The sequence below is a fragment of the Sphingomonas sp. genome, assembly GCF_051962185.1.
Taxonomy (GTDB): Bacteria; Pseudomonadota; Alphaproteobacteria; order Sphingomonadales; family Sphingomonadaceae; genus Sphingomonas.
This window is the reverse complement of sequence record NZ_JBQCCN010000219.1, coordinates 1-20,893: the sequence shown is the minus strand read 5'-3', so window position 1 is coordinate 20,893 and position 20,893 is coordinate 1. Positions and strand designations below refer to the sequence as shown.

The 20,893-nt window shown below is 67.1% G+C and carries 23 protein-coding genes; 12 read left to right on the top strand and 11 right to left on the bottom strand.

From position 1 onward, the window contains the following. From ACTHJR_RS14020 to msrA, 3 genes are all read left to right on the top strand, one after another. Positions 1 to 181: aminotransferase class I/II-fold pyridoxal phosphate-dependent enzyme (locus ACTHJR_RS14020; RefSeq protein WP_440523854.1), on the top strand; the 181-nt coding region annotated here is incomplete at its 5' end. Positions 182 to 552: 371 nt separating this feature from the next. Further along, entirely contained in the window at positions 553 to 681 is a 129-nt protein-coding gene (locus ACTHJR_RS14015) for a hypothetical protein (RefSeq protein WP_440523853.1), read from the top strand. A 52-nt stretch (positions 682 to 733) separates the two neighbouring features. Continuing rightward, positions 734 to 1,393 carry a peptide-methionine (S)-S-oxide reductase MsrA gene (msrA, locus tag ACTHJR_RS14010; protein WP_440523852.1) on the top strand — a complete coding sequence of 220 codons (660 nt, stop codon included), beginning with the start codon at positions 734 to 736 and terminating at the stop codon, positions 1,391 to 1,393. A 171-nt stretch (positions 1,394 to 1,564) separates the two neighbouring features. Here msrA and pdeM read toward each other — a convergent pair whose 3' ends face one another. Then, complete coding sequence (gene pdeM, locus ACTHJR_RS14005; protein ID WP_440523851.1) at positions 1,565 to 2,227, bottom strand: ligase-associated DNA damage response endonuclease PdeM; 663 nt, start codon at positions 2,225 to 2,227, stop codon at positions 1,565 to 1,567. 124 nt (positions 2,228 to 2,351) lie between these two features. On the opposite strand from pdeM, the gene ACTHJR_RS14000 reads away from it, so the two are divergent. After that, positions 2,352 to 4,280, top strand: coding sequence for a potassium transporter Kup (locus tag ACTHJR_RS14000; protein WP_440523850.1), 1,929 nt, complete (start codon positions 2,352 to 2,354; stop codon positions 4,278 to 4,280). Between the two features lie 30 nt (positions 4,281 to 4,310). Here ACTHJR_RS14000 and ACTHJR_RS13995 read toward each other — a convergent pair whose 3' ends face one another. Genes ACTHJR_RS13995 through ACTHJR_RS13985 form a run of 3 tightly spaced genes read right to left on the bottom strand, consistent with a single transcriptional unit; the run spans position 4,311 to position 6,664 of the window. Then, entirely contained in the window at positions 4,311 to 5,069 is a 759-nt protein-coding gene (locus tag ACTHJR_RS13995) for a molybdopterin-dependent oxidoreductase (protein WP_440523849.1), read from the bottom strand. Continuing rightward, a complete protein-coding gene (locus ACTHJR_RS13990; RefSeq protein ID WP_440523848.1) occupies positions 5,066 to 5,851 on the bottom strand; it encodes a cytochrome b/b6 domain-containing protein in 786 nt (261 codons plus the stop codon). The genes ACTHJR_RS13995 and ACTHJR_RS13990 overlap by 4 nt, the downstream gene beginning before the upstream one ends. Before the next feature lie 54 nt (positions 5,852 to 5,905). Further along, positions 5,906 to 6,664: a sulfite exporter TauE/SafE family protein gene (locus ACTHJR_RS13985; RefSeq protein ID WP_440523847.1), complete on the bottom strand. Its 759-nt coding sequence runs from the start codon at positions 6,662 to 6,664 to the stop codon at positions 5,906 to 5,908. Between the two features lie 296 nt (positions 6,665 to 6,960). Here ACTHJR_RS13985 and ACTHJR_RS13980 point away from each other — a divergent pair, with 296 nt between their 5' ends. Continuing rightward, positions 6,961 to 8,316: a glycoside hydrolase family 1 protein gene (locus ACTHJR_RS13980; RefSeq protein WP_440523846.1), complete on the top strand. Its 1,356-nt coding sequence runs from the start codon at positions 6,961 to 6,963 to the stop codon at positions 8,314 to 8,316. 161 nt (positions 8,317 to 8,477) lie between these two features. Here ACTHJR_RS13980 and rlmN read toward each other — a convergent pair whose 3' ends face one another. The 3 genes from rlmN to ACTHJR_RS13965 form a co-directional block, all read right to left on the bottom strand. After that, a complete protein-coding gene (gene rlmN / locus ACTHJR_RS13975) occupies positions 8,478 to 9,662 on the bottom strand; it encodes a 23S rRNA (adenine(2503)-C(2))-methyltransferase RlmN (protein WP_440523845.1) in 1,185 nt (394 codons plus the stop codon). 89 nt (positions 9,663 to 9,751) lie between these two features. After that, positions 9,752 to 10,351, bottom strand: coding sequence for a hypothetical protein (locus ACTHJR_RS13970; protein WP_440523844.1), 600 nt, complete (start codon positions 10,349 to 10,351; stop codon positions 9,752 to 9,754). A 54-nt stretch (positions 10,352 to 10,405) separates the two neighbouring features. Next, positions 10,406 to 11,332, bottom strand: a complete 927-nt coding sequence (locus tag ACTHJR_RS13965; RefSeq protein WP_440523843.1) for an NAD-dependent epimerase/dehydratase family protein — start codon at positions 11,330 to 11,332, stop codon at positions 10,406 to 10,408. Positions 11,333 to 11,423: 91 nt separating this feature from the next. Between ACTHJR_RS13965 and ACTHJR_RS13960 the strand changes: the two genes are divergently transcribed. Continuing rightward, positions 11,424 to 12,317 carry a LysR family transcriptional regulator gene (locus ACTHJR_RS13960; protein ID WP_440523842.1) on the top strand — a complete coding sequence of 298 codons (894 nt, stop codon included), beginning with the start codon at positions 11,424 to 11,426 and terminating at the stop codon, positions 12,315 to 12,317. A gap of 89 nt (positions 12,318 to 12,406) precedes the next feature. Next, positions 12,407 to 12,868, top strand: coding sequence for a surface-adhesin E family protein (locus ACTHJR_RS13955; protein WP_440523841.1), 462 nt, complete (start codon positions 12,407 to 12,409; stop codon positions 12,866 to 12,868). 14 nt (positions 12,869 to 12,882) lie between these two features. Here the strand turns inward: ACTHJR_RS13955 and ACTHJR_RS13950 are convergent, their stop codons facing one another. Continuing rightward, the gene (locus tag ACTHJR_RS13950) at positions 12,883 to 13,362 is read right to left on the bottom strand and encodes a hypothetical protein (protein ID WP_440523840.1); all 480 of its coding nucleotides are present in this window, start codon (positions 13,360 to 13,362) and stop codon (positions 12,883 to 12,885) included. Beyond that, positions 13,359 to 14,000 carry a histidine phosphatase family protein gene (locus tag ACTHJR_RS13945; RefSeq protein WP_440523839.1) on the bottom strand — a complete coding sequence of 214 codons (642 nt, stop codon included), beginning with the start codon at positions 13,998 to 14,000 and terminating at the stop codon, positions 13,359 to 13,361. The genes ACTHJR_RS13950 and ACTHJR_RS13945 overlap by 4 nt, the downstream gene beginning before the upstream one ends. 151 nt (positions 14,001 to 14,151) lie before the next feature. On the opposite strand from ACTHJR_RS13945, the gene ACTHJR_RS13940 reads away from it, so the two are divergent. Continuing rightward, entirely contained in the window at positions 14,152 to 14,811 is a 660-nt protein-coding gene (locus tag ACTHJR_RS13940) for an outer membrane protein (RefSeq protein WP_440523838.1), read from the top strand. Positions 14,812 to 14,974: 163 nt separating this feature from the next. Further along, positions 14,975 to 16,087, top strand: a complete 1,113-nt coding sequence (gene dnaN / locus ACTHJR_RS13935) for a DNA polymerase III subunit beta (protein WP_440523837.1) — start codon at positions 14,975 to 14,977, stop codon at positions 16,085 to 16,087. Positions 16,088 to 16,232: 145 nt separating this feature from the next. Here dnaN and ACTHJR_RS13930 read toward each other — a convergent pair whose 3' ends face one another. Continuing rightward, positions 16,233 to 17,213, bottom strand: a complete 981-nt coding sequence (locus tag ACTHJR_RS13930) for a hypothetical protein (RefSeq protein ID WP_440523836.1) — start codon at positions 17,211 to 17,213, stop codon at positions 16,233 to 16,235. A 122-nt stretch (positions 17,214 to 17,335) separates the two neighbouring features. Here ACTHJR_RS13930 and ACTHJR_RS13925 point away from each other — a divergent pair, with 122 nt between their 5' ends. From ACTHJR_RS13925 to ACTHJR_RS13915, 3 genes are all read left to right on the top strand, one after another. Next, positions 17,336 to 18,130, top strand: a complete 795-nt coding sequence (locus ACTHJR_RS13925) for a Coq4 family protein (protein WP_440523835.1) — start codon at positions 17,336 to 17,338, stop codon at positions 18,128 to 18,130. A 39-nt stretch (positions 18,131 to 18,169) separates the two neighbouring features. Then, positions 18,170 to 19,348, top strand: a complete 1,179-nt coding sequence (recF, locus tag ACTHJR_RS13920) for a DNA replication/repair protein RecF (RefSeq protein WP_440523834.1) — start codon at positions 18,170 to 18,172, stop codon at positions 19,346 to 19,348. 83 nt (positions 19,349 to 19,431) lie between these two features. Then, on the top strand, positions 19,432 to 20,181 hold the full coding sequence (locus tag ACTHJR_RS13915; protein ID WP_440523833.1) for an OmpA family protein: 750 nt from the start codon (positions 19,432 to 19,434) through the stop codon (positions 20,179 to 20,181). 162 nt (positions 20,182 to 20,343) lie between these two features. Here the strand turns inward: ACTHJR_RS13915 and ACTHJR_RS13910 are convergent, their stop codons facing one another. Beyond that, positions 20,344 to 20,811, bottom strand: a complete 468-nt coding sequence (locus ACTHJR_RS13910; RefSeq protein WP_440523832.1) for a nuclear transport factor 2 family protein — start codon at positions 20,809 to 20,811, stop codon at positions 20,344 to 20,346. Positions 20,812 to 20,893 lie beyond the last annotated feature (82 nt).

Below are 20,893 nucleotides of genomic sequence, written 5' to 3'. Positions count from 1 at the left end.
CCGGACCATCGCGACCGACGAGGATTTCGTCGGCTATCTGCTCGACGACGCCAAGGTCGCCGCGGTGCAGGGCGAGGCGTTCGGCCTGTCGCCGGCGATGCGGATCAGCTACGCGACCTCGGACGAGCTGCTGCGCGAGGCATGCGAGCGCATCCAGACGGCGTGCGCGGCGCTGCGCTGAGGGGGCGCTTGGAGCGAGAGTTCAAGTCCCACCGTCACCCCGGCCTTGTGCCGGGGTCCACCGTGCAGCGACTCCAGGGCTAGAAGCTCCGGTTTCTCGCTGGCCTGCACGGTGGATGCCGGGACGAGCCCGGCATGACGGCGTTCGACGGGGCGGATCGAGGGCGCGACTGACCAGCCTCGCGCCGCAACACGCTCCCGTAACGAACCCGAACCGCAGATGAACGGCGGGGCCAGACCAAGTTCAGGCGCGGAAACCTAATGTTTCATCCATAGGGGTTGAAGCAGGCGGCCCGGCCGCCGATTTCGCCGCTGCAAGATGACCTAACCCACCGCTCGCGACGGGCGGCAACAACAAAACGGACCAGGAAAATGAAATCGTTCCTCACCTCTTCGACGCTGTGGCGTTTCGTCGGCGGCTTCGCGCTCGGCGGCCTGGGCGTGCTGGCGATGCATCCGGCCGGCGCGCAGCCTGCGCCGATCGTTCAGACGCTGCGGTGAAACCATGAAGCGGTCCGCTCCGTACCTGGACAGGCAATACGGAGCAGCCCGCATGACTCGATATCTTCTTCCCCTCGCCGCCGCCGGCGCCCTGGCCGCGGCGATCCTGACCAGCCCCTTCGCCCATGCTGAACGCGCGGTGCCGATTCCGGCCCCGGCGCACGACGTCCAGCCCAATATGAAGCCCAATGTCGCGGTCCTCGCCGGCGGCTGCTTCTGGGGGATGGAAGCGGTGTTCGAGCGCGTGAAGGGCGTGACCAGCGTCACCGCGGGCTATGCCGGCGGCACCGCGGCGACCGCGACCTACGACCAGGTGTCGAGCGAGACGACCGGCCATGCCGAGGCGATCCGCGTCGCCTATGACCCGCGCGTAGTGAGCTACGGCACCCTGCTGCGCGTCTATTTCTCGGTCGCGCACGACCCGACCTCGCTCAACCGCCAGGGGCCGGACAGCGGCACCAGCTATCGCTCGGCGATCTTTCCGCAGAACGGCGCGCAGCGTGCGGTGGCGGCGTCGTATATCGCACAACTCCGCCAGGCGAAGGCCTTCTCGCGGCCGATCGTGACGAAGATCGAGACGGGGGGTTTCTATCCGGCCGAGGGCTATCACCAGCATTTCTTCGACAAGAATCCCAACCACCCGTACATCGTGGCCTGGGACAAGCCGAAGGTCGCGGCGTTCAAGGCGGCGTTTCCGACGCTGGCGAAGTAAGATGCGGCATTTGCGAGAGCGGGAATACCGAGCCTGTTAGCCAACCGTCACCCCGGCCTTGTGCCGGGGTCCACCGGGCAGCCAGTCCAGGACAGGAGGCTCCAGCATCTCGCTAACCTGCACAGTGGATGCCGGGACGAGCCCGGCATGACCGTGTTGGTGTGGCGCGATCTACGCCGCCAACGGAAACCGCAGCAACCGATCCGCAATCGGCACCAGCGCCTCCCCGCGCCGGCCGACCGCGCGCACGATCTCGGGATGATGGGCATCGAGCCCGCCGGTCAGCGCGCCGAACGCCGGCAGCACCAGCTTGCTCCCGGTGGCGACGAAGCAGCGGCGCGAGACCAGCCGCCCGCGCACCCGGACGCGCAGCTTGGGATGGAAATGGCCCGACAATTCGGGCCGCGAGTCGCGCGGGTCGGCCTCGTGCCGCAGCACCAGCCCGTCGATCTCGGCTTCGTCGACGATCTCGCCGCCGCACGGATCGCTCATGGCATGGTCGTGATTGCCGATGACCCAGACGAATCGATGCCGCGCGGTCAGTGCGCGCAGCCGCTCCTGTTCGCCAGCGGGCAGCCGCTCGCAGCCGCGCGAATCATGGAAGCTGTCGCCCAGGCACCAGATTTCGGCCGGATCGACCGCCGCTACCGCCGCTTCGAGCGCGGTCAGCGTCGCCGCGCTGTCGTAGGGCGGCAGCATCTGGCCGAAGCTCGCGAACCAGCTCGCCTTCTCAAAATGCAGGTCGGCGACGATCAGCGCGCGCCGCGCCGGCCAGTACAGCGCGCCGTCGGGCAGCGCGGCAAACTCGTGACCGGCGAACGAAAAGGGAACCATCCGCTCTCCATGCCGTAATAGCAGGGCGCGATCAATGGCTTGCGGCAGTGCAACAAAAGCCACTTGATCGCGGCGAAAACAGGCGTAAAGCGCGCCGTCCTCTCCGGCAGGCCATCCCCCTCCCATGTCCGTAGCCACTCCTCCCACCGCCACCATGTCGAAGAAAGCACTGGCCGCGCTGACGGTCGGCGCGATCGGCGTGGTGTTCGGCGATATCGGCACCAGCCCGCTCTACGCGTTCCGCGAAGCGCTGGCGCAGGCGGCATCCGACGGGCTGACCGCCGACGAGATATTGGGCGTGCTCAGCATGGCCCTGTGGTCGCTGATCCTGGTGGTCTCGATCAAATACGTCACCTTCCTGATGCGCGCCGACAATCAGGGCGAAGGCGGCGTGCTGGCGCTGGCCGCGCTGGCACGGCGCGCGCTCGGCTGGCGGTCGCGAGTCGCGCTGGCGCTGGGCGCGGCGGGTGCGGCGCTGTTCTATGGCGACGCGATCATCACTCCGTCGCTGTCGGTGCTGTCGGCGGTCGAGGGTCTGCGCACGATTCCGGGCGGTTCCGACGCGATCGGCGAGCACACCATCCTGGCGGTCACCATCGGCATCCTGATCGGATTGTTCCTGATCCAGGCGCGCGGCACCGCGCGGGTGGCGGTGCTGTTCGGCCCGATCTGCATCCTGTGGTTCGTGGTGATCGGCGCGCTCGGCCTGTGGCACATTTCCGACGAGCCCGGCATCCTGTGGGCATTCAATCCGTGGCACGCCGCGACCTTCCTGGCGACGCACGGCGTGCTCGGGCTGTTCGTGCTGGGCGCGGTGTTCCTGACCGTGACCGGCGCCGAGGCGCTGACCGCCGACATGGGGCATTTCGGTGCCAAGCCGATCCGCATCGGCTGGTTCTTCCTCGCCTTTCCCGCGCTGTGTCTCAATTACCTCGGCCAGGGCGCCTATACGCTCAACAAGCTCGAGATCGTGCAGGCGGCCGGCCAGAAGTTCGAGAATGCAGACTGGTTCTTCCTGATGGCGCCCGAGGCACTGCGCCCGTGGCTGGTCATCCTGGCCACGCTGGCGACGATCATCGCCAGCCAGGCGGTGATCACCGGTGCCTATTCGCTGACCCAGCAGGCGGTGCAGCTCGGCTTCCTGCCGCGCCTCCGGGTGCGCAACACCTCGGCCGATTATGCGGGGCAGATCTATCTGCCGTCGATCAACTGGCTGTTGCTGGTCGGCGTGCTGGTGCTGGTCATCCAGTTCCGCACCTCGTCGGCGATGGCCGCCGCTTACGGCATCGCGGTGACCGGCACGATGGTGATCACCACCCTGCTCGCTTATGTCGTGGTGCGGCACCGCTGGCGCTGGCCGCGGCCCTGGGCATTGCTGCTGATCCTGCCGTTCCTGACGCTCGACCTGATCTTCTTCGGCGCCAACATCCTGCGCGTGGTCGAGGGCGGCTGGGTGCCGCTGGTGATCGCCGCGGTGATCGGTTTCACCATCCTGACCTGGGTGCGCGGCAAGGCGATCGTCAAGACGTTCGAGCAGCGCCAGTCGGTGCCGCTCGCCGACCTCGCCGCCGCCTTGTCGCGCCGCCCGCCCGAGCGAGTCGAGGGCACCGCGATCTTCCTGACCGGCAATCCCGAGAGTGCGCCGGGGGCGCTGCTCCACAATCTCAAGCACAACAAGGTGCTGCACGAGGTCAATCTGATCGCGTCGGTGCGCACCGCCGACCGCCCGCAAGTGCCGGTCGAGGAGCGTTGCGAGGTCAAAAGGATCGACGACAATTTCAGCGTCATCATCCTGCGCTACGGCTTCATGGAGACGCCCGACGTGCCGCGCGCGCTGGGCGACGCGACCAAGGCCGGGCTGATCGACTTGCACCCGATGAAGGCGAGCTATTTCATCGGCCGCAACACGCTGAAACCCGACGCCGAAGTCGGCATGCCGTTGTGGCAGGATCGAATCTTCATGTTCCTGCAGCGCAACGCCAGCGACCCGACGGACTTCCTCCACATCCCGCCGGGCAAGGTGCTCGAGCTGGGCGAGCAGGTCACCGTCTAGGGCGTGTCGCAAGCCGCCGGCGCTGGCGGCTCAGATTCCAGCGTACCAGTCGTAATCGACATGATCTTCCCAATAGCCGCCCTTGCCGAGGCCGATCCCGGCCAGGCTGGCCACGGCGTCGATCCGCATGACATATTTGGCATGCTTGTAGCCGAGCTGGCGCTCGACCCGCAGGCGGAGCGGCGCGCCATGGCCGACCGAGACGCGCTTGTCGTTCATCGCCCAGGCCAGGATGGTCTGGGGATGGAAAGCGTCGACCATGTCGATCGATTCGTAATAGGGACTGCCGCCCCACAAATCGGCGCAGGTGAAGACGATGAAGCGCGCCGCGCGCCGCACGCCCGCCGCCTTGAGCACATTGCCGAGCATCGGCCCCTGCCATTTGGCGATCGCGCTCCAGCCCTCGACGCAATCGTGGCGGGTGATCTGCGCGCGCTGCGGAAAGGCGCCGATATCGGCCAAGCTCAGGTGCAGTGGGCGGTCGACCAGCCCGCCGACCTCGAGCCGCCAATTGGCGAAATTCTCGGCGAGCTGGCGATTGTAGTCGGGGGTGTTCGGGTTGGTATTGCCGTTGGTGCGAAAGATCGGCGAGCGCTGCTCGGGCCGGAATTCGGGCGCCAGCGCGCCGCGATCGACCAGCGCGCGTTGCAGCCCCTGATTCATTTTCTCGCCCGAGAACAGGATGCGGCGGAAATCGGGCTGGTTGGCGAGCTGGTCGCAGCCCGACAGCAATAGCCCGGCGCCGAGCGCGCCGCCGGTGACGAGCTTGCGTCGCGTGATGATAGTCATTCGGCGGGCTCCGCTTGGGGCTTCGGTTCGGGCTCGGCGGGTACGGGCAGCCGCCACCGCCCGGTGATCATCGACCAGACTTCGTTGACCGGCCCCGCCAGGATCACCAGCGTCAAATGGACGATCACGAACAGCACGATTCCCGACGCCGCGATGAAATGGATCGAGCGCGCCGACTGCCGCCCCCCGAACACGTCGAGCAACCAGGGCCAGGCGGCGTCGATCCCCGGCGACATGGCGAGCCCGGTGAAGATCATCAGCGGGATCAGCACGAAGATGGCCGCGACATAGGCCAGTTTCTGGAGAATATTGTACGCCGCCGGGTCGTCGGGATTGTGGAAATCGAGGCGCAGGTGCGCGAGCGCATCCGCCCAGAGATGGCGCGGGCCGACTTCTTTCGCGCGGACGCGCAGGTCGCGCTGGAAATGGCGATTGGTCAGGCTGGCGATCATGAAAGCGAGCAGCCCGAACGCCAGCACCAGCGCGAACAGCAGATGCCAGCGCCGCGAGATGGCGAGATTGTAGCCCGCCGGGATCGTCACCCAGCCCGAATGCAGGAATCCGCTCCATGGCCGCAGATCGAGCCAGGCATGGTCGAAATTGGCGCCATATCGCCCCCAATAGAGCCGGGGATGCGCGTTGAGGATGCCGATCCCGCTGCCGATCATGACGACGATCGTCACCGCGTTGAGCCAATGCCACAGCCGCGTCGCGAGGCGGTGGCGATAGACCGTGGGCGCCGCGTCGGGCGAGGGCTCGGGCGGCATGGTCGGGTCGTCCATCATCGCTTCCTTCGAACGATACGCCGGACCGCCTACACTCGATCGTCGGCCATCTTAGCCATAAGCCCGCATGAAGAACACAATTGTCGTCACGCCCGTCACCAGTAACGTCCACACGCGGACCGCGGATGCAGGCAGTCTTTTGCCGATATGCGCGCCGAGCCAGCCGCCGAGGATCGAGCCGACCAGCATCGGCAAGCAGATCAGCCAGCTGACCATGCCGGCGACGACGAACACGATCGCGGCGGCGAAATTGGCGATCGCCAGCATCAACGTCCGCGGTGCGAACAACTCGCGCGGCGTGTGGCCGGCGAGCAGGCCGTAGGTCGCGGTGGTCATCAGCCCGACCCCGCCGCCGAAATAGCCGCCATAGATGCCGAGCAATGCCTGCACGCCCATCAAGGTGCCGCACCCGATCGTCACCCGCGCCTGGAGCCAGGCCGCGGCGCGCTTGCCGAATGCCAGCACGACGAAGGCGTAGAGCACCAGCCAGGGGATGATGAAATCGAACGCCTTGCTCGGCGTGAGCACGAGCAGCACGCTGCCGACCAGCCCGCCGACGAAAGTGATCGCCGACAATGCGCGGATGCCAACCCCGCCGACCGGCCCGAGCTCGTCGCGAAACGCCCAGGCGCTGGTCCCGGCGCCGGGCAGCAAGGCGACGTTCGACGTGGCGTTGGCGATATTGGCCTGAAGCCCAAGCGCGAGCAGCGAGGGCAAGGTGGCGAAAGTCCCGCCCCCCGCCAGCGCGTTCATCGCGCCACCCACGGCGCCGGCGGCGAAGGCGAAGACGAGGGAAGGGATGTCGATCACGCCGGCCGATTCGCGAAGTGGTGTCGCTTTGTCGAGCGACGCACGAAATTCCTCCCCGGAACGGGGAGGGGGACCGCGCGGCATAGCCGCGTGGTGGAGGGGGCCCATCCCCCACTAACCTCTTCGCTCGCTGTTGGTTGGTCGCGGGCCCCCTCCACCATTCGCTGCGCGAATGGTCCCCCTCCCCGTTCCGGGGAGGATTTATATTGTCCACCCCCCACCGTTGACCTTCACTTCGCCTGCGGCATATCTTCATCCGAACGTTAGTGAATAAACTCACGGCGAAAGGGAGGGCGATGCGCGACGAGGTCCTATCTCCATCGGCTCCGGCATCCACCGGCGACCTCACACGGCGGACCGTGGTCGCCGGCGCGGCGCTGGGGCTGGGCTATGCCGCCGCCACGTCGGCCGGCGCGGCCCCAGCGCGCACCCGCGCCCTGCCGCCCGATTTTCTCTGGGGCACGGCCATCTCCGCGCACCAGAGCGAGGGCAACAACGTCAACAGCGACGCCTGGTTGATGGAGAATCTCAAGCCGACGATCTTCAAGGACCGGTCCGGCGACGCCTGCGACAGCTATCATCATTACGCCGAGGACATCGCGATCGCCGCCGGGCTCGGCTTCAATTGCTATCGGCTGGGCATCGAATGGGCGCGGATCGAGCCCAACGAGGGCCATTTCTCCAATGCCGAGCTCGATCATTATGCCCGGGTGCTCGAGGCGTGCCGCGCGCATGGCCTGAAACCGATCGTCACCTTCAACCATTTCACCACACCCTTGTGGTTCGCCATGCGCGGCGGGTTCGAGGTCGCCGACTCGCCCGATCTGTTCGCGCGCTACTGCGGCAAGGCCGCCGCGCATCTCGGCGGGCTGATGCACGCCGCGACTACCTTCAACGAGGCCAATATCGGGCTGCTGGTCAACGTCATGCCGCAGCTCGGCAAGGCGATGGACGTCGCCCGGGCGTCGCTCGCGGTGGCGGCAAAGGCGACCAACTCGCCCAGATTCTCGCGGCTGGCCTATGCCGATCCGGCGATCGTCACGCCCTTGCTGCAGGAAGCGCACCGGCGCGGATACGCCGCGATCAAGGCGGCGCGGCCCGCGCTGCCGGTCGGGCTGACGCTGACCACACAGGACATCCAGTCGATCGGCGCGCATGCGCTGGCGGAGGAGTATCGCAAGCGCCTGTACGGTGACTGGATCGCGGTGGCGCGCAGCCATGCCGACTTCATCGGGGTCCAGCCCTATACGCGCATCCTGGTCGATCGCGACGGCGCGGTTCCGCCGCCGGCCGGCACCGAGATGACCGCGGCGGGCTACGAATTCTATCCCCAGGCGCTGGCCAATGTGGTCCGTTGGGCACACACGGCGATCGGCAAGCCGATCTACGTCACCGAGAACGGCATCGCGACCGACGACGACACGCGGCGTATCGCGTTCATCGATCAGGCGCTGGCCGGGTTAAGGACCTGCCTGGACGACGGCATCCCTGTCCATTCGTATCTTTACTGGTCGCTGCTCGACAATTTCGAATGGGGGTCGGGGTACGGCGTGCATTTCGGGCTGGCCGCGGTCGATCGCGAGACGTTCAAGCGGACGCTGAAACCGAGCGCGCGGTATCTGGGGAGCATCGCGCGGGGGAATAGGATCTAAAATCCTCCCCGGAACGGGGAGGGGGACCAAGGCGCGGAGCGGCTTGGTGGAGGGGGCCCGCGACCAACTAACCGCAAGCGAAGAGGTTGATGCAGGATGGGCCCCCTCCACCACGCGGCTGCGCCGCGCGGTCCCCCTCCCCGTTCCGGGGAGGATTTAGGTTAGCCCAGCGCCGCCAGCTTTTCCTCGGCCAGCCGGTCCAGCTCGGCTCGGCTCTTCTTCTCCGCCGCGGTCTTCAGCTGCCCGCAGGCCGCATCGATATCGCGCCCGCGCGGCGTCCGGACCGGCGCCGAAATCCCCGCTTCGAAGATGATCTCGCTGAAGCGCCGCACGCGCTCGGGCGTCGAGGTCTCGTAGGGCGCGCCGGGCCAGGGATTGAACGGGATCAGATTGACCTTGGCCGGCAATTTATACTTGCGGATCAGCCGGACGAGTTCGTGAGCGTCCTCGTCGCGGTCGTTCTTGTCCTTGAGCATCACGTACTCGAACGTGATTCGCCGGGCATTGTTGGCGCCGGGATAATCGGCGCAGGCCTGGAGCAGTTCCTCGATCCCGTACTTGCGATTGATCGGGACGATCTCGTCGCGGATCTCCTTGGTCACGGCGTGGAGCGAGACCGCGAGGTTGACCCCGATCTCTTCCCCCGCGCGCGCCATCATCGGCACGACGCCCGAGGTCGAGAGCGTGATGCGGCGCTTCGACAGCGCGAGGCCGTCGCCGTCCATCACGACGCGGAGCGCATCGCGGACATTGTCGAAATTGTAGAGCGGTTCGCCCATGCCCATCATCACGATGTTGGTGAGCATCCGCCCCTCGGGCTGTGACGGCCATTCGCCAAGCGCGTCGCGCGCGAGCATGACCTGGCCGACGATCTCCTGCGACGTCAGGTTGCGGACCAGCCGCATCGTGCCGGTATGACAGAAGCGGCAATTGAGCGTGCAGCCGACCTGGCTCGACACGCACAGCGTCCCGCGATCGGCGTCGGGGATGAACACCATCTCGTAATCCTGGCCGTCGGGCGCGCGGAGCAGCCATTTGCGCGTGCCGTCGGTCGACACCTGGGCCTCGACCACCTCGGGCCGGCCAATCACGAAGCGCTCGACCAACCAGGGATGCTGCGCCTTGGCGATGTCGGTCATCGCGGTGAAGTCAGTCGCGCCGCGATTGTAGATCCAGTGCCAGATCTGCTTGGCGCGCAATTTCGCCTGTTTGGGCTCCATGCCGGCGGCGAGCAGCGCCTCGCGCAACTCGTCGCGCGACAGGCCGACGAGGTCGATACGGCCATCCTCGCGCGCCACCGCCTGGCGGGGCACGGGCACGGGATCGATGTGCCCGGGGATGGGCATGGGAGCGGCCGACACTGTCTGCATGCGCCGTCACATAGGGGAAAAGGCGCGACTTTTCCACTGCCCGCATTCTGGCATCGTCGCGGGCGTCACTTGCGGCGTTTGCGCGGGACCTTGCGCGTCGGCGTGCCGGTTATCGTACGGCGGACGATATAGCCGATCTGGCCCATGGTCGTCTCGCTGTGGCGATAGGTGAAATCGTACCCCGGCGACCAGGTCTTGCCGTCGTCGGTCGAGAAGTCGCCGCGCTGGCTGACCGAGCCGTCGGGATTGCGCTTCACCGTCATGCGGTTGGTGACCGGGCCGTTCCGCGACACCAGGACCATCGAGCCGTTGACGATTCCGCCGGTCAATGTCGCCGCGGCCCCGTCCGAATCGACATAATATTGGCGCCAGCCCTTATCGGCCGGCACAAAAGCACTGATCGAGCGGCCCTGATACTCGATCGGCTTACCGCCGGGGCCAATGAACTGGTCGAACGTCTCGCTGATCGCGCAGCCGACGATCTTTTCGATCCGGCTATGCGCGACGGGATGGGTCGAACCGGCGGCGAACACGTCCCACTCGCCGATCCAGAAATCGAAGGCGCGGTGATCGGCGTCGGCGCAATCGACCTTGGGGGGCTTGGGCGGCGCAGGCGGGGCGGTCTGCGGTGGCGCGGCGGCCAGCATCAGCGCGATCAGATTCATGGTTACCCTCCCCAATGGTCGACCAGGCTGGCACGCCGACCGGCGGTCGGCAAGTCAGCTGCAACCCAGCGCCTTCAGGCTGGTCGCCATTGCGACATCGAGCGGGGTGTGCGGTTCGGCACCGATCGTGGCGGTCAGGTCGGCATTGTCGAGCCTTACCGGATTCTCCCAGAACGGGCGCATCTCGACCATTTCCCTCATCGTCGGATTGAACAGCCCGACCAGCGGCAGCAGCGCCCAGGGCATCCGCCAGGTCTTGACCGGCCGGCCGACAGCCTGCGCGATGGCACCGGTGATGCGATGACCGTCATCATCCCAAGTGCCGGCGAAATGATAGCGGGCGAAACGCGGCAAGGTGTCGCCCTTGTCGAGGAGCCGCGCGAACGCCTCGCCGACATCGGGCAGATAGGCCCAGGCATGGCCGACGCCTTTCTTGCCCGGCACCATCACCCGGCCGACCGGCTTGCCCGGGGTGACGAGGCCTTGGCTGAGCCAGCTATTGCCGGGCCGCGGCCCGAAATAATCGCCGGCGCGCAGGATCACCGCCTTGACCTCCGATTGCTCGATCGCGCGCTCCATCGCGACGCGGATCGCGCCTTTCCGCGTGTTCGGACGCTGCGGGCTGTCGGGTGCGACAATCGGCGAGGTGCGCGGATCGTAATTGTAGATCGTGCCCGGGAGCGCGAGCCGCGCGTCGTTGGCGCGGGCGGCGGCGATGCTGTTATCGAGCATCGGCATCGCCAGTTTCTCCCAGTCGCGATAGCCCGGCGGGTTGACGGCATGGACGATCGCATCGACGCCCCCCGCCGCCGCGAGCACCGCATCGCGATCCATCGCGTCGCCGATCCGCCAGTCGATCCCGCCGCCCTCGCGCGGCGACCGCGTCAGTCCGCGCACCGTCCAGCCATGCGCGATCAGCGCCCGCGCCGTCTCGCCACCCACGCCGCCGCTCGCGCCGAGCACCAACACCGTCTTCGCCATCGTTCGTCTCCTTGAGTTGATGGAGACGATATCGGCGGAAACACGGCTGTATAAAATTGTCGCGGTTTGATGATCAGCCTATACAAAAATGATGAGCGACGATTGGGAACGTCACCGCGCCTTCCTCGCGGTGTTACGCGAAGGCAGCCTGTCGGGCGGGGCCAGGCGACTGGGGCTGGCGCAGCCGACGGTGCGGCGGCGGATCGCCGAGCTCGAGCGCGCGATCGGTGTCGCCTTGTTCACCCGCGCGCCCGACGGGCTGGTGCCGACCGATGCCGCGCTGGCGCTGCGCCAGCACGCCGAGGCGATGGAGATCGCCGCCGCCGCCTTCGCCCGCGGCGCGACCCAGGGCGGCGAGGTCGCGGGGCTGGTCCGCGTGTCGGCGAGCGACGTGATCGCGGTCGAGGTACTGCCGCCGATGATCGCCCAATTGCGCCGGCGCAACCCGCGGCTGGTCGTCGCGCTGAGCCCGACCAATCGCGCCGAGGATTTGTTGCGGCGCGAGGCGGACGTCGCAGTGCGGATGGTGCGACCGCAGCAAGAGGCATTGGTCGCGCAGCGGATCGGAACGATCGAGCTGGGCCTCCACGCGCACGCCGACTTGCTCGCCGGCCGGCCGTTGCCGACCACTGTCGAGGAGGCGATCGCGCTCGGGCTGATCGGGGTCGAGAGTGACAACGATGTGGTTCGGGCGCTGCGCGCGCACGGCATTCCGTTCCGGGTCGAGGATTTCGCTTTCCGCTCGGACAGCGACCTCGCCCATATGGCGGCGATCCGCGCCGGCGTGGGCGTCGGGCTGTGCCAGGTCGCGCTCGCCCGCCGCTATCCGCAATTGGTGCGACTGCTCGCGGACCGGATCAGCTTTCCGCTGCACACCTGGGTAGTGATGCACGAGGATCTGCGCGCCTCCGCACCCGTGCGCGCGGTGTTCGACGCGCTGGTCGCGGGGTTGAGGGATTATCTCGGTAACGATCCGGCGCGCTGAGCAAGGCTACCGCGGCACCCGAATTACTTGCGGGTGATCGTCGGCTCGTTCACCGTGGCGCCGGGTTCCACCAACGTCTCGAGATGTAAATGCACTGGATCATCGGTTTCGCCGCCACCTTGCTCTGCGCCAACGGCACGCCGGCGCGCGATCTGGTCGTGGTCGCCAATATCACGCGCACCGCCACGAAGTTCGGTACCGTTCTGATCGATGTCGGGTCGGTACAGGCCGACGGCAGCCGACGCACCTTCTGGTCGTACACCTTTGCCCGCAAGGGAGATCTCTTCGTGCGCGGGGTCAACTTTACGGAAGCGGATTGCGGCAATCAGACCATTCGGTACTTGAAGCGACAGATGTTCGACGACGCTCATGCGGAGATCGGCGAAATGGACGAGCCGACCGCATGGTCGCACTCGCCGAAGGATTCGCCTGAATCGCGGATGGTCCGTCTGGCCTGCGGCACCGAGAAGGCGGCCGACAATGAGGACTTGGGCGATGTCGACCCGCTGGCGATTTCCGATCCGATCCTGACCGACCCGAAATTTCGCTAACCGCGGACCGGTCGCTACTGCCGACAGGCCAGCGCCGCCGCGTCGATCGCCGTCGCCGCGCCGCTGAGCGCATAGACGTCGGCGAAGGCCGAGCCGTCGCGGCCCAGTCCTTCGACGCTCATCGAGCGGCCGCTGCGCATCGCCGCGACGATCGCCGCGTCGGTGCGCGCGTCGGGCGCCCAGGCATCGCCGGCACCGGCGACGAGGTCGAAGCGGCGCTCGCCGATCGAGAGCGTCACGCGCGCATTGCTCGCGCGGCCGCGGCTCAGCCGGATGTGGAGCTGACTGCGGATGTTCTGCCCGGGCCAATTGGCGACGGTGGCGAAGCCCGCGCGATGATCGGCATCGACCGGCTGCGAGATCGCGAAGCAGCGGCGCGGGCTGGGATCGCTGAACGCGCCCCAGCGGCCCCACACGCCGATCGTGTCGCGTGCGACCGCCGGAACCGCGAGCGCCATTCCGATGATCGCCGCTGCGGCGGCCGTCCGCTTCACACCGTTTCTCCACCGCCGCCGAGATGGACGATCGTCTCCACCCCGTGCTCGATCATGACCAGCGAGCCTTGCGGCAGATGTCCCGCGGCAGGCGCTCCGAACCTTTCGACCGGCGCCAGCCCGGTCATCACGCCGCGCATCACCCGGCTCGAAATGCCATGCATGATCACCAGCCGGTCGCCCGGATCGTCGTTGGTTTCCGCGAGCCAGCCCGACACGCGCGCGGCGATCGCGGAATAGAGTTCGCCGTCGGGCGCGGTGATCAGCAGGCCGCTCGGGCGGTCGATCACGTCGCCGACCTCCGCGATGACGTCGCGATAATAGCGTCCGCCCCAGCTGCCCATGCCGATCTCGGTCAGCCGCGGATCGGTCCGCGCCTGGTGCCAGTCGAGTCCGACATGCTCCGCGATCACGGCGAGCGTCTGCAACGCCCGCCCGGTCGGCGAGGCCCACAGCGTCATCGCCGGCTTGTCGCCCAGCCGGTGCCGCAATGCTTCGCCCATCTCATCGGCCTGCGCGAATCCGGCGCGAGTCAGCGGGGTGTGCGGATGGTCCCCCTGCAGCCGGCCGGCCGCGTTGAACACCGTTTCGCCGTGCCGCGCGATGAAGTCGCGCCCCTGCCGCCCCATGGTCGCCATACCCCGCGCTTTCAACCGCCTGTGGCGCGAAAGCAACGGATTTCCTTGTTTATCTGAGGTTCATGCAACCTCTCGCGCGCCCACCCATTTGCCCCTTCCCGCGCCGCCGACCCCCCGGCGACCGCGGGGAAATGAGTGAATGGAGTTATTTATGCGTAAGCTCGTTCTCGCCGCCGCCACCCTCGCGGCGCTTTCCGCAACCCCGGCGCTCGCCCAATCCGATCCCGACAAGAGCTTCGACGGCCCTCGCGCCGGCGTCATTCTGGGGTACGACCGCGTCCAGCCGGGCCAGGTCCCCAATTCCTCGATCGACGACAGCAACTCGGCCAGCGGCCTGACTTATGGCGGCGACGTCGGTTACGATCACCAGACCAACAGCGGCTGGGTGTTCGGCGTCGAGGGCGAAGTCACCGGATCGACGGCCAAGGTCACCAACAACCCCTCCGCTGCCGGCGCGCTCGGCTATGGCCGGGTCAAGGCGGGCCGCGACCTCTATGCCGGCGCGCGGATCGGTTACGCGGTCACCCCGCATACGCTGATCTACGGCAAGGGCGGCTACACCCACCAGCGGCTCGACCTCGTCGCGTCGGACGGCACGACCGAAACCGGCCAGCATTTCAACCTCGACGGCTGGCGCGCGGGCGTCGGCCTCGAACAGTCGCTCGGCGGCAAGGCCTATGCCAAGGTCGAATATCGTTATTCGAACTACGGCAAGGCGCGGCTGGAATATCCGAGCGGCGGCAATACCGACAATTTCTCGGTCGATACCGATCGGCACCAGCTGGTTGCCGGCGTGGGTGTCCGCTTCTGAGGCGATTCATCCACAAAAACGGGGGATAACAGGGTGTGAAACGAGGGCCGGGGCGCTTGCTCCGGCCCTTTTTCTCGTTAAGGAAGAGAGTCGGCTAATTGCCCCCGGATTCTCTCGTCTGGCGGGTCGGAAAAAATCAGGGCACCGGCCCGGGGGTTAGGACATGAAGGCGACGATCGAACGCGCAACGCTCCTCAAGGGGCTGAGCCATGTGCAGTCGGTGGTCGAGCGCCGCAACACCATCCCGATCCTGTCGAACGTGCTGATCGAGGCGACCGGCGACGGCGCGCTCAAGCTGATGGCGACCGATCTCGACCTCCAGATCAACGAAAGCGTGCCGGCCGCGGTCGACACGCCGGGCGCTACCACGGTGTCCGCCCACACCCTGTTCGACATCGCGCGCAAGCTGCCCGAGGGCAGCCAGGTCCAGCTCAGCGCGGCCGAGGGCAAGATGACGATCGTCGCGGGCCGCGCGCGGTTCCAGCTCGGCACCTTGCCGCGCGACGACTTCCCGGTGATCGCCGAAGGCGAATTGCCGGTCCAGTTCGAGCTGCCGGCGGAAACGCTCAAGCAGATCATCGACAAGACGCGCTTCGCCATCTCGACCGAAGAGACGCGCTATTATCTCAACGGCATCTTCTGGCACGTCGCCGACGACGGCCAACCGGTGCTCAAGGCGGCCGCGACCGACGGCCATCGCCTCGCCCGCGTCACCTTGCCGCGCCCCGACGGCGCCGAGGGCATGCCCGACATCATCATCCCGCGGAAATGCGTCGCCGAATTGCGCAAGCTGCTCGACGAGATCGACGGCTCGGTCGGCGTGTCGCTGTCGGCCAGCAAGATCCGCTTCGACATGGGCCAGGCCTTGCTGACCTCGAAGCTGATCGACGGCACCTTCCCCGATTATTCGCGCGTCATCCCGACCGGCAACGACAAGATCCTCAAGATCGACCCGCGCAGCTTCGAGGAAGGCGTCGACCGTGTGTCGACCATCGCCACCGAAAAGACCCGCGCGGTCAAGATGTCGCTCGATCGCGACAAGATCACGCTGTCGGTGACCAGCCCGGAAAACGGCACCGCCGCCGAGGAAGTACCCGGCGATTATGCCGCGCAGGGTTTCGATATCGGCTTCAACAGCCGCTATCTGCTCGACATCCTCGGCCAGATCGAAAGCGACACGGTCGAAGTCCATCTGGCCGACGCCAGCGCCCCGACGCTGATCCGCGAGAACGACAAGGCGCCCGCGCTCTACGTCCTGATGCCGATGCGGGTGTGAACGGACGTTAGAAGCGGCTCCGTCGCCCCGGCGCAGGCCGGGGCCGCTGTGTAACAAAGGGCAGACCACGCTAACCAGCGACCCCGGCCTGCGCCGGGGCGACGAGAAGCCACAGCCGTTTCCGGGCTTTCACCGATCGATGCTGTCAGCGTATTTTGTCCAGATCGCTCGTGACGGAGCGGCGGGCGTCGGTTCGCGCCTGGCGAAGTTGAGCGCCGGTATCGCTGATCCGGCTCAGGATCGGCTGCGCCGCGGCGAGGTCGGCATGATTGTCGAACAGGATCCGGCCATCGGAGCCGATCTGCCAATGCCGGCGCGCGAGGATGGCGCACAACTTCCCGGCATCCTCCGCGACCTGCGCGTTGAGCATCCAGGAAGTCTTGTAATTGCCCTGAGCCCCGGCGACTCCTTCGAGGAATCCCTCGAGCTCGTCTTGGCCGATTTCGCCGCGCGCGACGGCCTCGTCCCCGGTCTTGCGCAGTTCGGCGAGGATTTGGGGCATCCGCCCGGCATTGGCGGTCGCATGATCGGCGAGGGTCGTGAAGCGATCGCAATGATCGAGTGCCGGCGTGGATTTGGTCAGGCCGGTCGACGATATGATGGTGTTCAGCCCATCGGCGGCGGCTTCGTCATTGAACGCCTTCGCATCGGCAAGGCGCCCGTTGACCGCGGTCGCCAGCAGCCGCGTCATCGGGCCGGCGTCGGGACCCGGAGTGATCGGGCCCTTCGCCCCGCCTTCCGCCAGCAATTGGTCCATGGTGCGCACCGCGTCCTGGCGATCGGCCACTCGGCCCATCCCCCCCGCAAGCACGTGCGAGAGCGAACCTATGAGGCCGAGTATGAGCAGCACGACCAGCGATCCCGCTTTCCAGCCCGGCGATGCCTTTCGGATCGTGATGCCGTAAGCGATCGCCCAGAGCATCGCGCCTAGCAGGGCACCGCCGAAAATATAACCGATCAACTCCGCGGAACTGTGGGCGACCGGCGCCGTTCGCTGCATGTTGCCCGCGCACGACGCGACCAGCAGGAATGCGCACAGACTGGTAGCGATTCCCGGATGACCGCCGTAATTCGACTGTCCATAACCGCCCGGTTCCGGCTGATAATCTTCGTACGAGTCGCTCATCGATTGCCCCCCTGACGCCGTCAACGATATCGTTATCGAGGCCGCGCACAAGGGGATCGGGACCGGCTTGACTCGAAGCGCCGGATCGCTTACTTACATCAATGTCAGTAAGGAATCACTTCATGGCCGCAAAGCTCCCTCCATTTCCCGGTACGTCCGGCAAGCGCGACTGGAAGACCGCGTTCAGCTCGATCCGCAAGCTGCTCGCCAATGGCGACGACACCACGCAGGTGTTCAAGATCATGCGCGCGCTCAACGTCGGCAATTCGCCGATGAATTACGCGCGCTTCATCGCCACCGAAGAGGGCGGGCGCATGGCCTATGAGCGCGTCGAGCTTGCCCAACTCTTCTCGCAGCCGGGTTACGCCAAGCAATTCGCCCCCGGCACGGTCGGCGCGGCGTACAATCATTTCCTCGAATCGACCGGCTATTCGGCCGACGGCCTGGCCGAGGTCAGCAAGATCAACCGCGAGGAGGACATGCCGCATCCCTATGCCTGGTTCGGGCGGCGGGTGCGCGACACGCACGATATCTGGCACGTGCTGACCGGCTACAAGGCGGACGAGAGCCTGGGCGAATCGGCGCTGGTCGCGTTCAGCTACGCGCAGGTCGGCGGGCTGGGCTGGGCGTTCATCGGCGGCGCTTCTGCGCTCAAGAGCCTCAAGGTCACCGGCAATGCCTTGTTCTCCAAGGCGGTGTGGGAAGGCTATAAGCGCGGCAGAAAGGCCAAGTGGCTCGCCGGCGAGGATTACGAGCGGCTGCTGCACGAACCGCTCGACGCGGCACGCAAGCGGCTCGGCCTCGACGAGCCGGTCGCGTATCTCAAGGCGCAGCGCGAATTGGGTGCCGAAATGGCGTCCTATCTGAGTGCGAAGAACCAGCCGAACCCGGCCGAGCCGGCGAAGCTCGCGGCGTAAGGCTGACGCCGGGCCGCAAACTCCGCTAGGGCAGGCGCGATGCTGTCGCGCCTGATCCTGACCGACTTCAGAAATCACGCCGAAGCCGTGCTCCACCCGGGGCGCGGCTTCGTCGTGCTGACCGGGGAGAATGGCGCCGGCAAGACCAACATGCTCGAGGCCGTGTCGTTGCTGGCGCCCGGGCGCGGGCTGCGGCGCGCGGCGCTCAGCGACATGGCGCGGCAAGGGGGAAGCGGCGGGTTCGGCGTTGCGGCCACGCTGTCCCCCTCCCGCTCGTCCCCCTCCCGCTTGCGGGAGGGGTTAGGGGAGGGCGTGTCGGGCTTCGCACTGCGATCTGAAGACCGAGCCGAACAAGCCCTCCCCCAGCCCCCGCAAGCGGGAGGGGAGATTTCGCTCGGCACCGGCACCCAGCCTTCCGCGCCGGACCGCCGCATCGTCCGCATCAACGGCGCGACCGCGGCGGCGACTGCGCTAGCCGAATGGCTGACCGTGCTCTGGCTCACCCCGGCGATGGATCGCTTGTTCGTCGAACCCGCAGGCGAGCGTCGGCGGTTCCTCGACCGGTTGACGTTGGCGCTGTGCCCGGACCACGCCCAGCACGCTAACCGCTACGAAGCGGCGATGCGTGCGCGCAATCGCGTGCTGGCGGACGAGCATCCCGACCCGCATTGGCTGAGCGCGCTCGAAACACAGATGGCCGAACATGGCGCGGTGATCGACGCGGGTCGGCGCGAAACCGTCGCGGCGCTGGCTGAACGCCTCGCCGACCAGCCCGAGGGGCCGTTCGCGCGCGCCGGGCTCGCGCTCGAGGGATGGAACGGCGCCGGGACGCTCGCCGCCGATCTCGCCGCCGGGCGGCGGCGCGACGCCGCGGCGGGCCGCACGCTTGTCGGGCCGCATCGCAGCGATCTGGCCGTCACGCATCTCAAGAAGAACCAGCCCGCCGCGCTGTGCTCAACGGGCGAGCAGAAGGCATTGCTGCTCGGCCTCGTCCTCGCCCATGCCGAACTGGTCGCCGATCGCGTCGGTCGCGCTCCGATCCTGCTGCTCGACGAAGTCGCGGCGCATCTCGACCCCGTCCGCCGCGCGGCGCTGTTCGACCGCCTCGCCGCGACAGGGAGCCAGGTCTGGATCACCGGCACCGAGCGCGCGCCATTCGAGGAGATCGGCACGGCGTCATGGTTCGCAGTCGCCGACGGGACCGTCTCGGCCGCCTGAACGTTCCCTGTCGGGCTGCCCAAGGCCGCGTTCAGCGCGGCGCAGGCAACACATCGTCCCACGATGTTTTAGGGAGAAGCGTGATGAAAATGCTGTTCGCCGCCGCGACCGCGCTGGTCGCGACCATGACGCCAGCCATGGCGCAGGATCGCTGGGACTGGTCGGGCGGGCGCCCCGACGGGCCCGATTTCAGCATCGCCGGACCCGGCCTGCGCATCCTCTATCCCGAATTGCGCGAGACCCGGCGCGGCCGCGCCTTCGTGATGCGCAATTTCGATCGCAACCACGATCATTTCCTGACGGTGTTCGAGGCGCGCGCCGCCAATCGCGCCTTCGCCACGATCGCCGGCCCCGATCGGCGCGGGTTCGACTGGGATGCGCGCGACCGCGGCTATGTCGTCGACCGTCCCGGCCGCGGCGGCTGGGATCGCGGCGCGATGCATGGCTATGGCTTCCGCCAGACCGCGCGCGGCGCGACGATGCGGCTCGACGAGGACGTGCTGTTCGCGACCGACAGCGACGTGCTGCGCCCCGGCGCGATCGACAAATTGCGGCCGCTCGCCGCGTATCTCCGCGCCAATCCCGGCGTGCGCGTCGCGATCGACGGCTATACCGATTCGCGTGGTACCGACGCGCACAACCAGGCTTTGTCCGAACGTCGCGCGGCCAGCGTGCGCGGCGCGTTCGACGCGATGGGCGTGACTCGCGCCCGCTTCTCGGTCGCCGGCCATGGCGAGCGCGATCCCATCGCGACCAACGCCACCGCCGCCGGCATGCGGCTCAACCGGCGGGTGGAAGTGACCCTGCTGGGGCGGCGCGCCAGCGAGTTCTGAGGACCGGGGACTGCGTGACGTTGAGGGACTGACCAACTCCTCTCACCCTTCGGCAGGGTGAGGGGAGTGACAATGTTCGCTTCGTATCTACGTTCCAACAATCCTCCCCCTGCCAGGGGAGGATTAGATTAGCCGACATGTCCAGTTGAATGTCGATGCGCCCTAGTTCGCCACCACGCGATTGGCATGCGTGTAGATCACTTGCCATTTGCCCCCGCGCTTGGCCCAGATATCGGAAAAGCGGATGCGCACCGAATAGGGCTTGCCCTCGGACATGCCCTTCATCGTCACCGCGCCGCCCAGCACGGCACCGTCGCTCCACACTTTGATCACCTGATCGTCAATCGCGAACGGCTCCATGCTGAAGCCCTTGGCGGTATAGTCGGCGATGAATTGCGCCTTGTCCTCGCGTTTGTCCTGGCTGTTGACCAGCAGATAATCGTCGGCGAGCAGGCTCTCGAGCGCCGCGCCGTCACCTTTGACCTGGGCGAGATCGAACGCGGCCGCAGCCCTGGCTAGGTCGGTGGGAACGCCCGGATAGGCCGGCATCGGTCGCGGCGCAGCACTGGTCTGGGCGGCGATCGGCACCGCAATTATCGTGAAGAGTGCCGCGATCGCGATCCACTTCATTGTGCTCTCTCCCTTTTCGGTGTCGCATACCCTAACTAGGCACGGCGCGCAGGCAAGCGAGGGAGATTTTCCTCCAGATCGG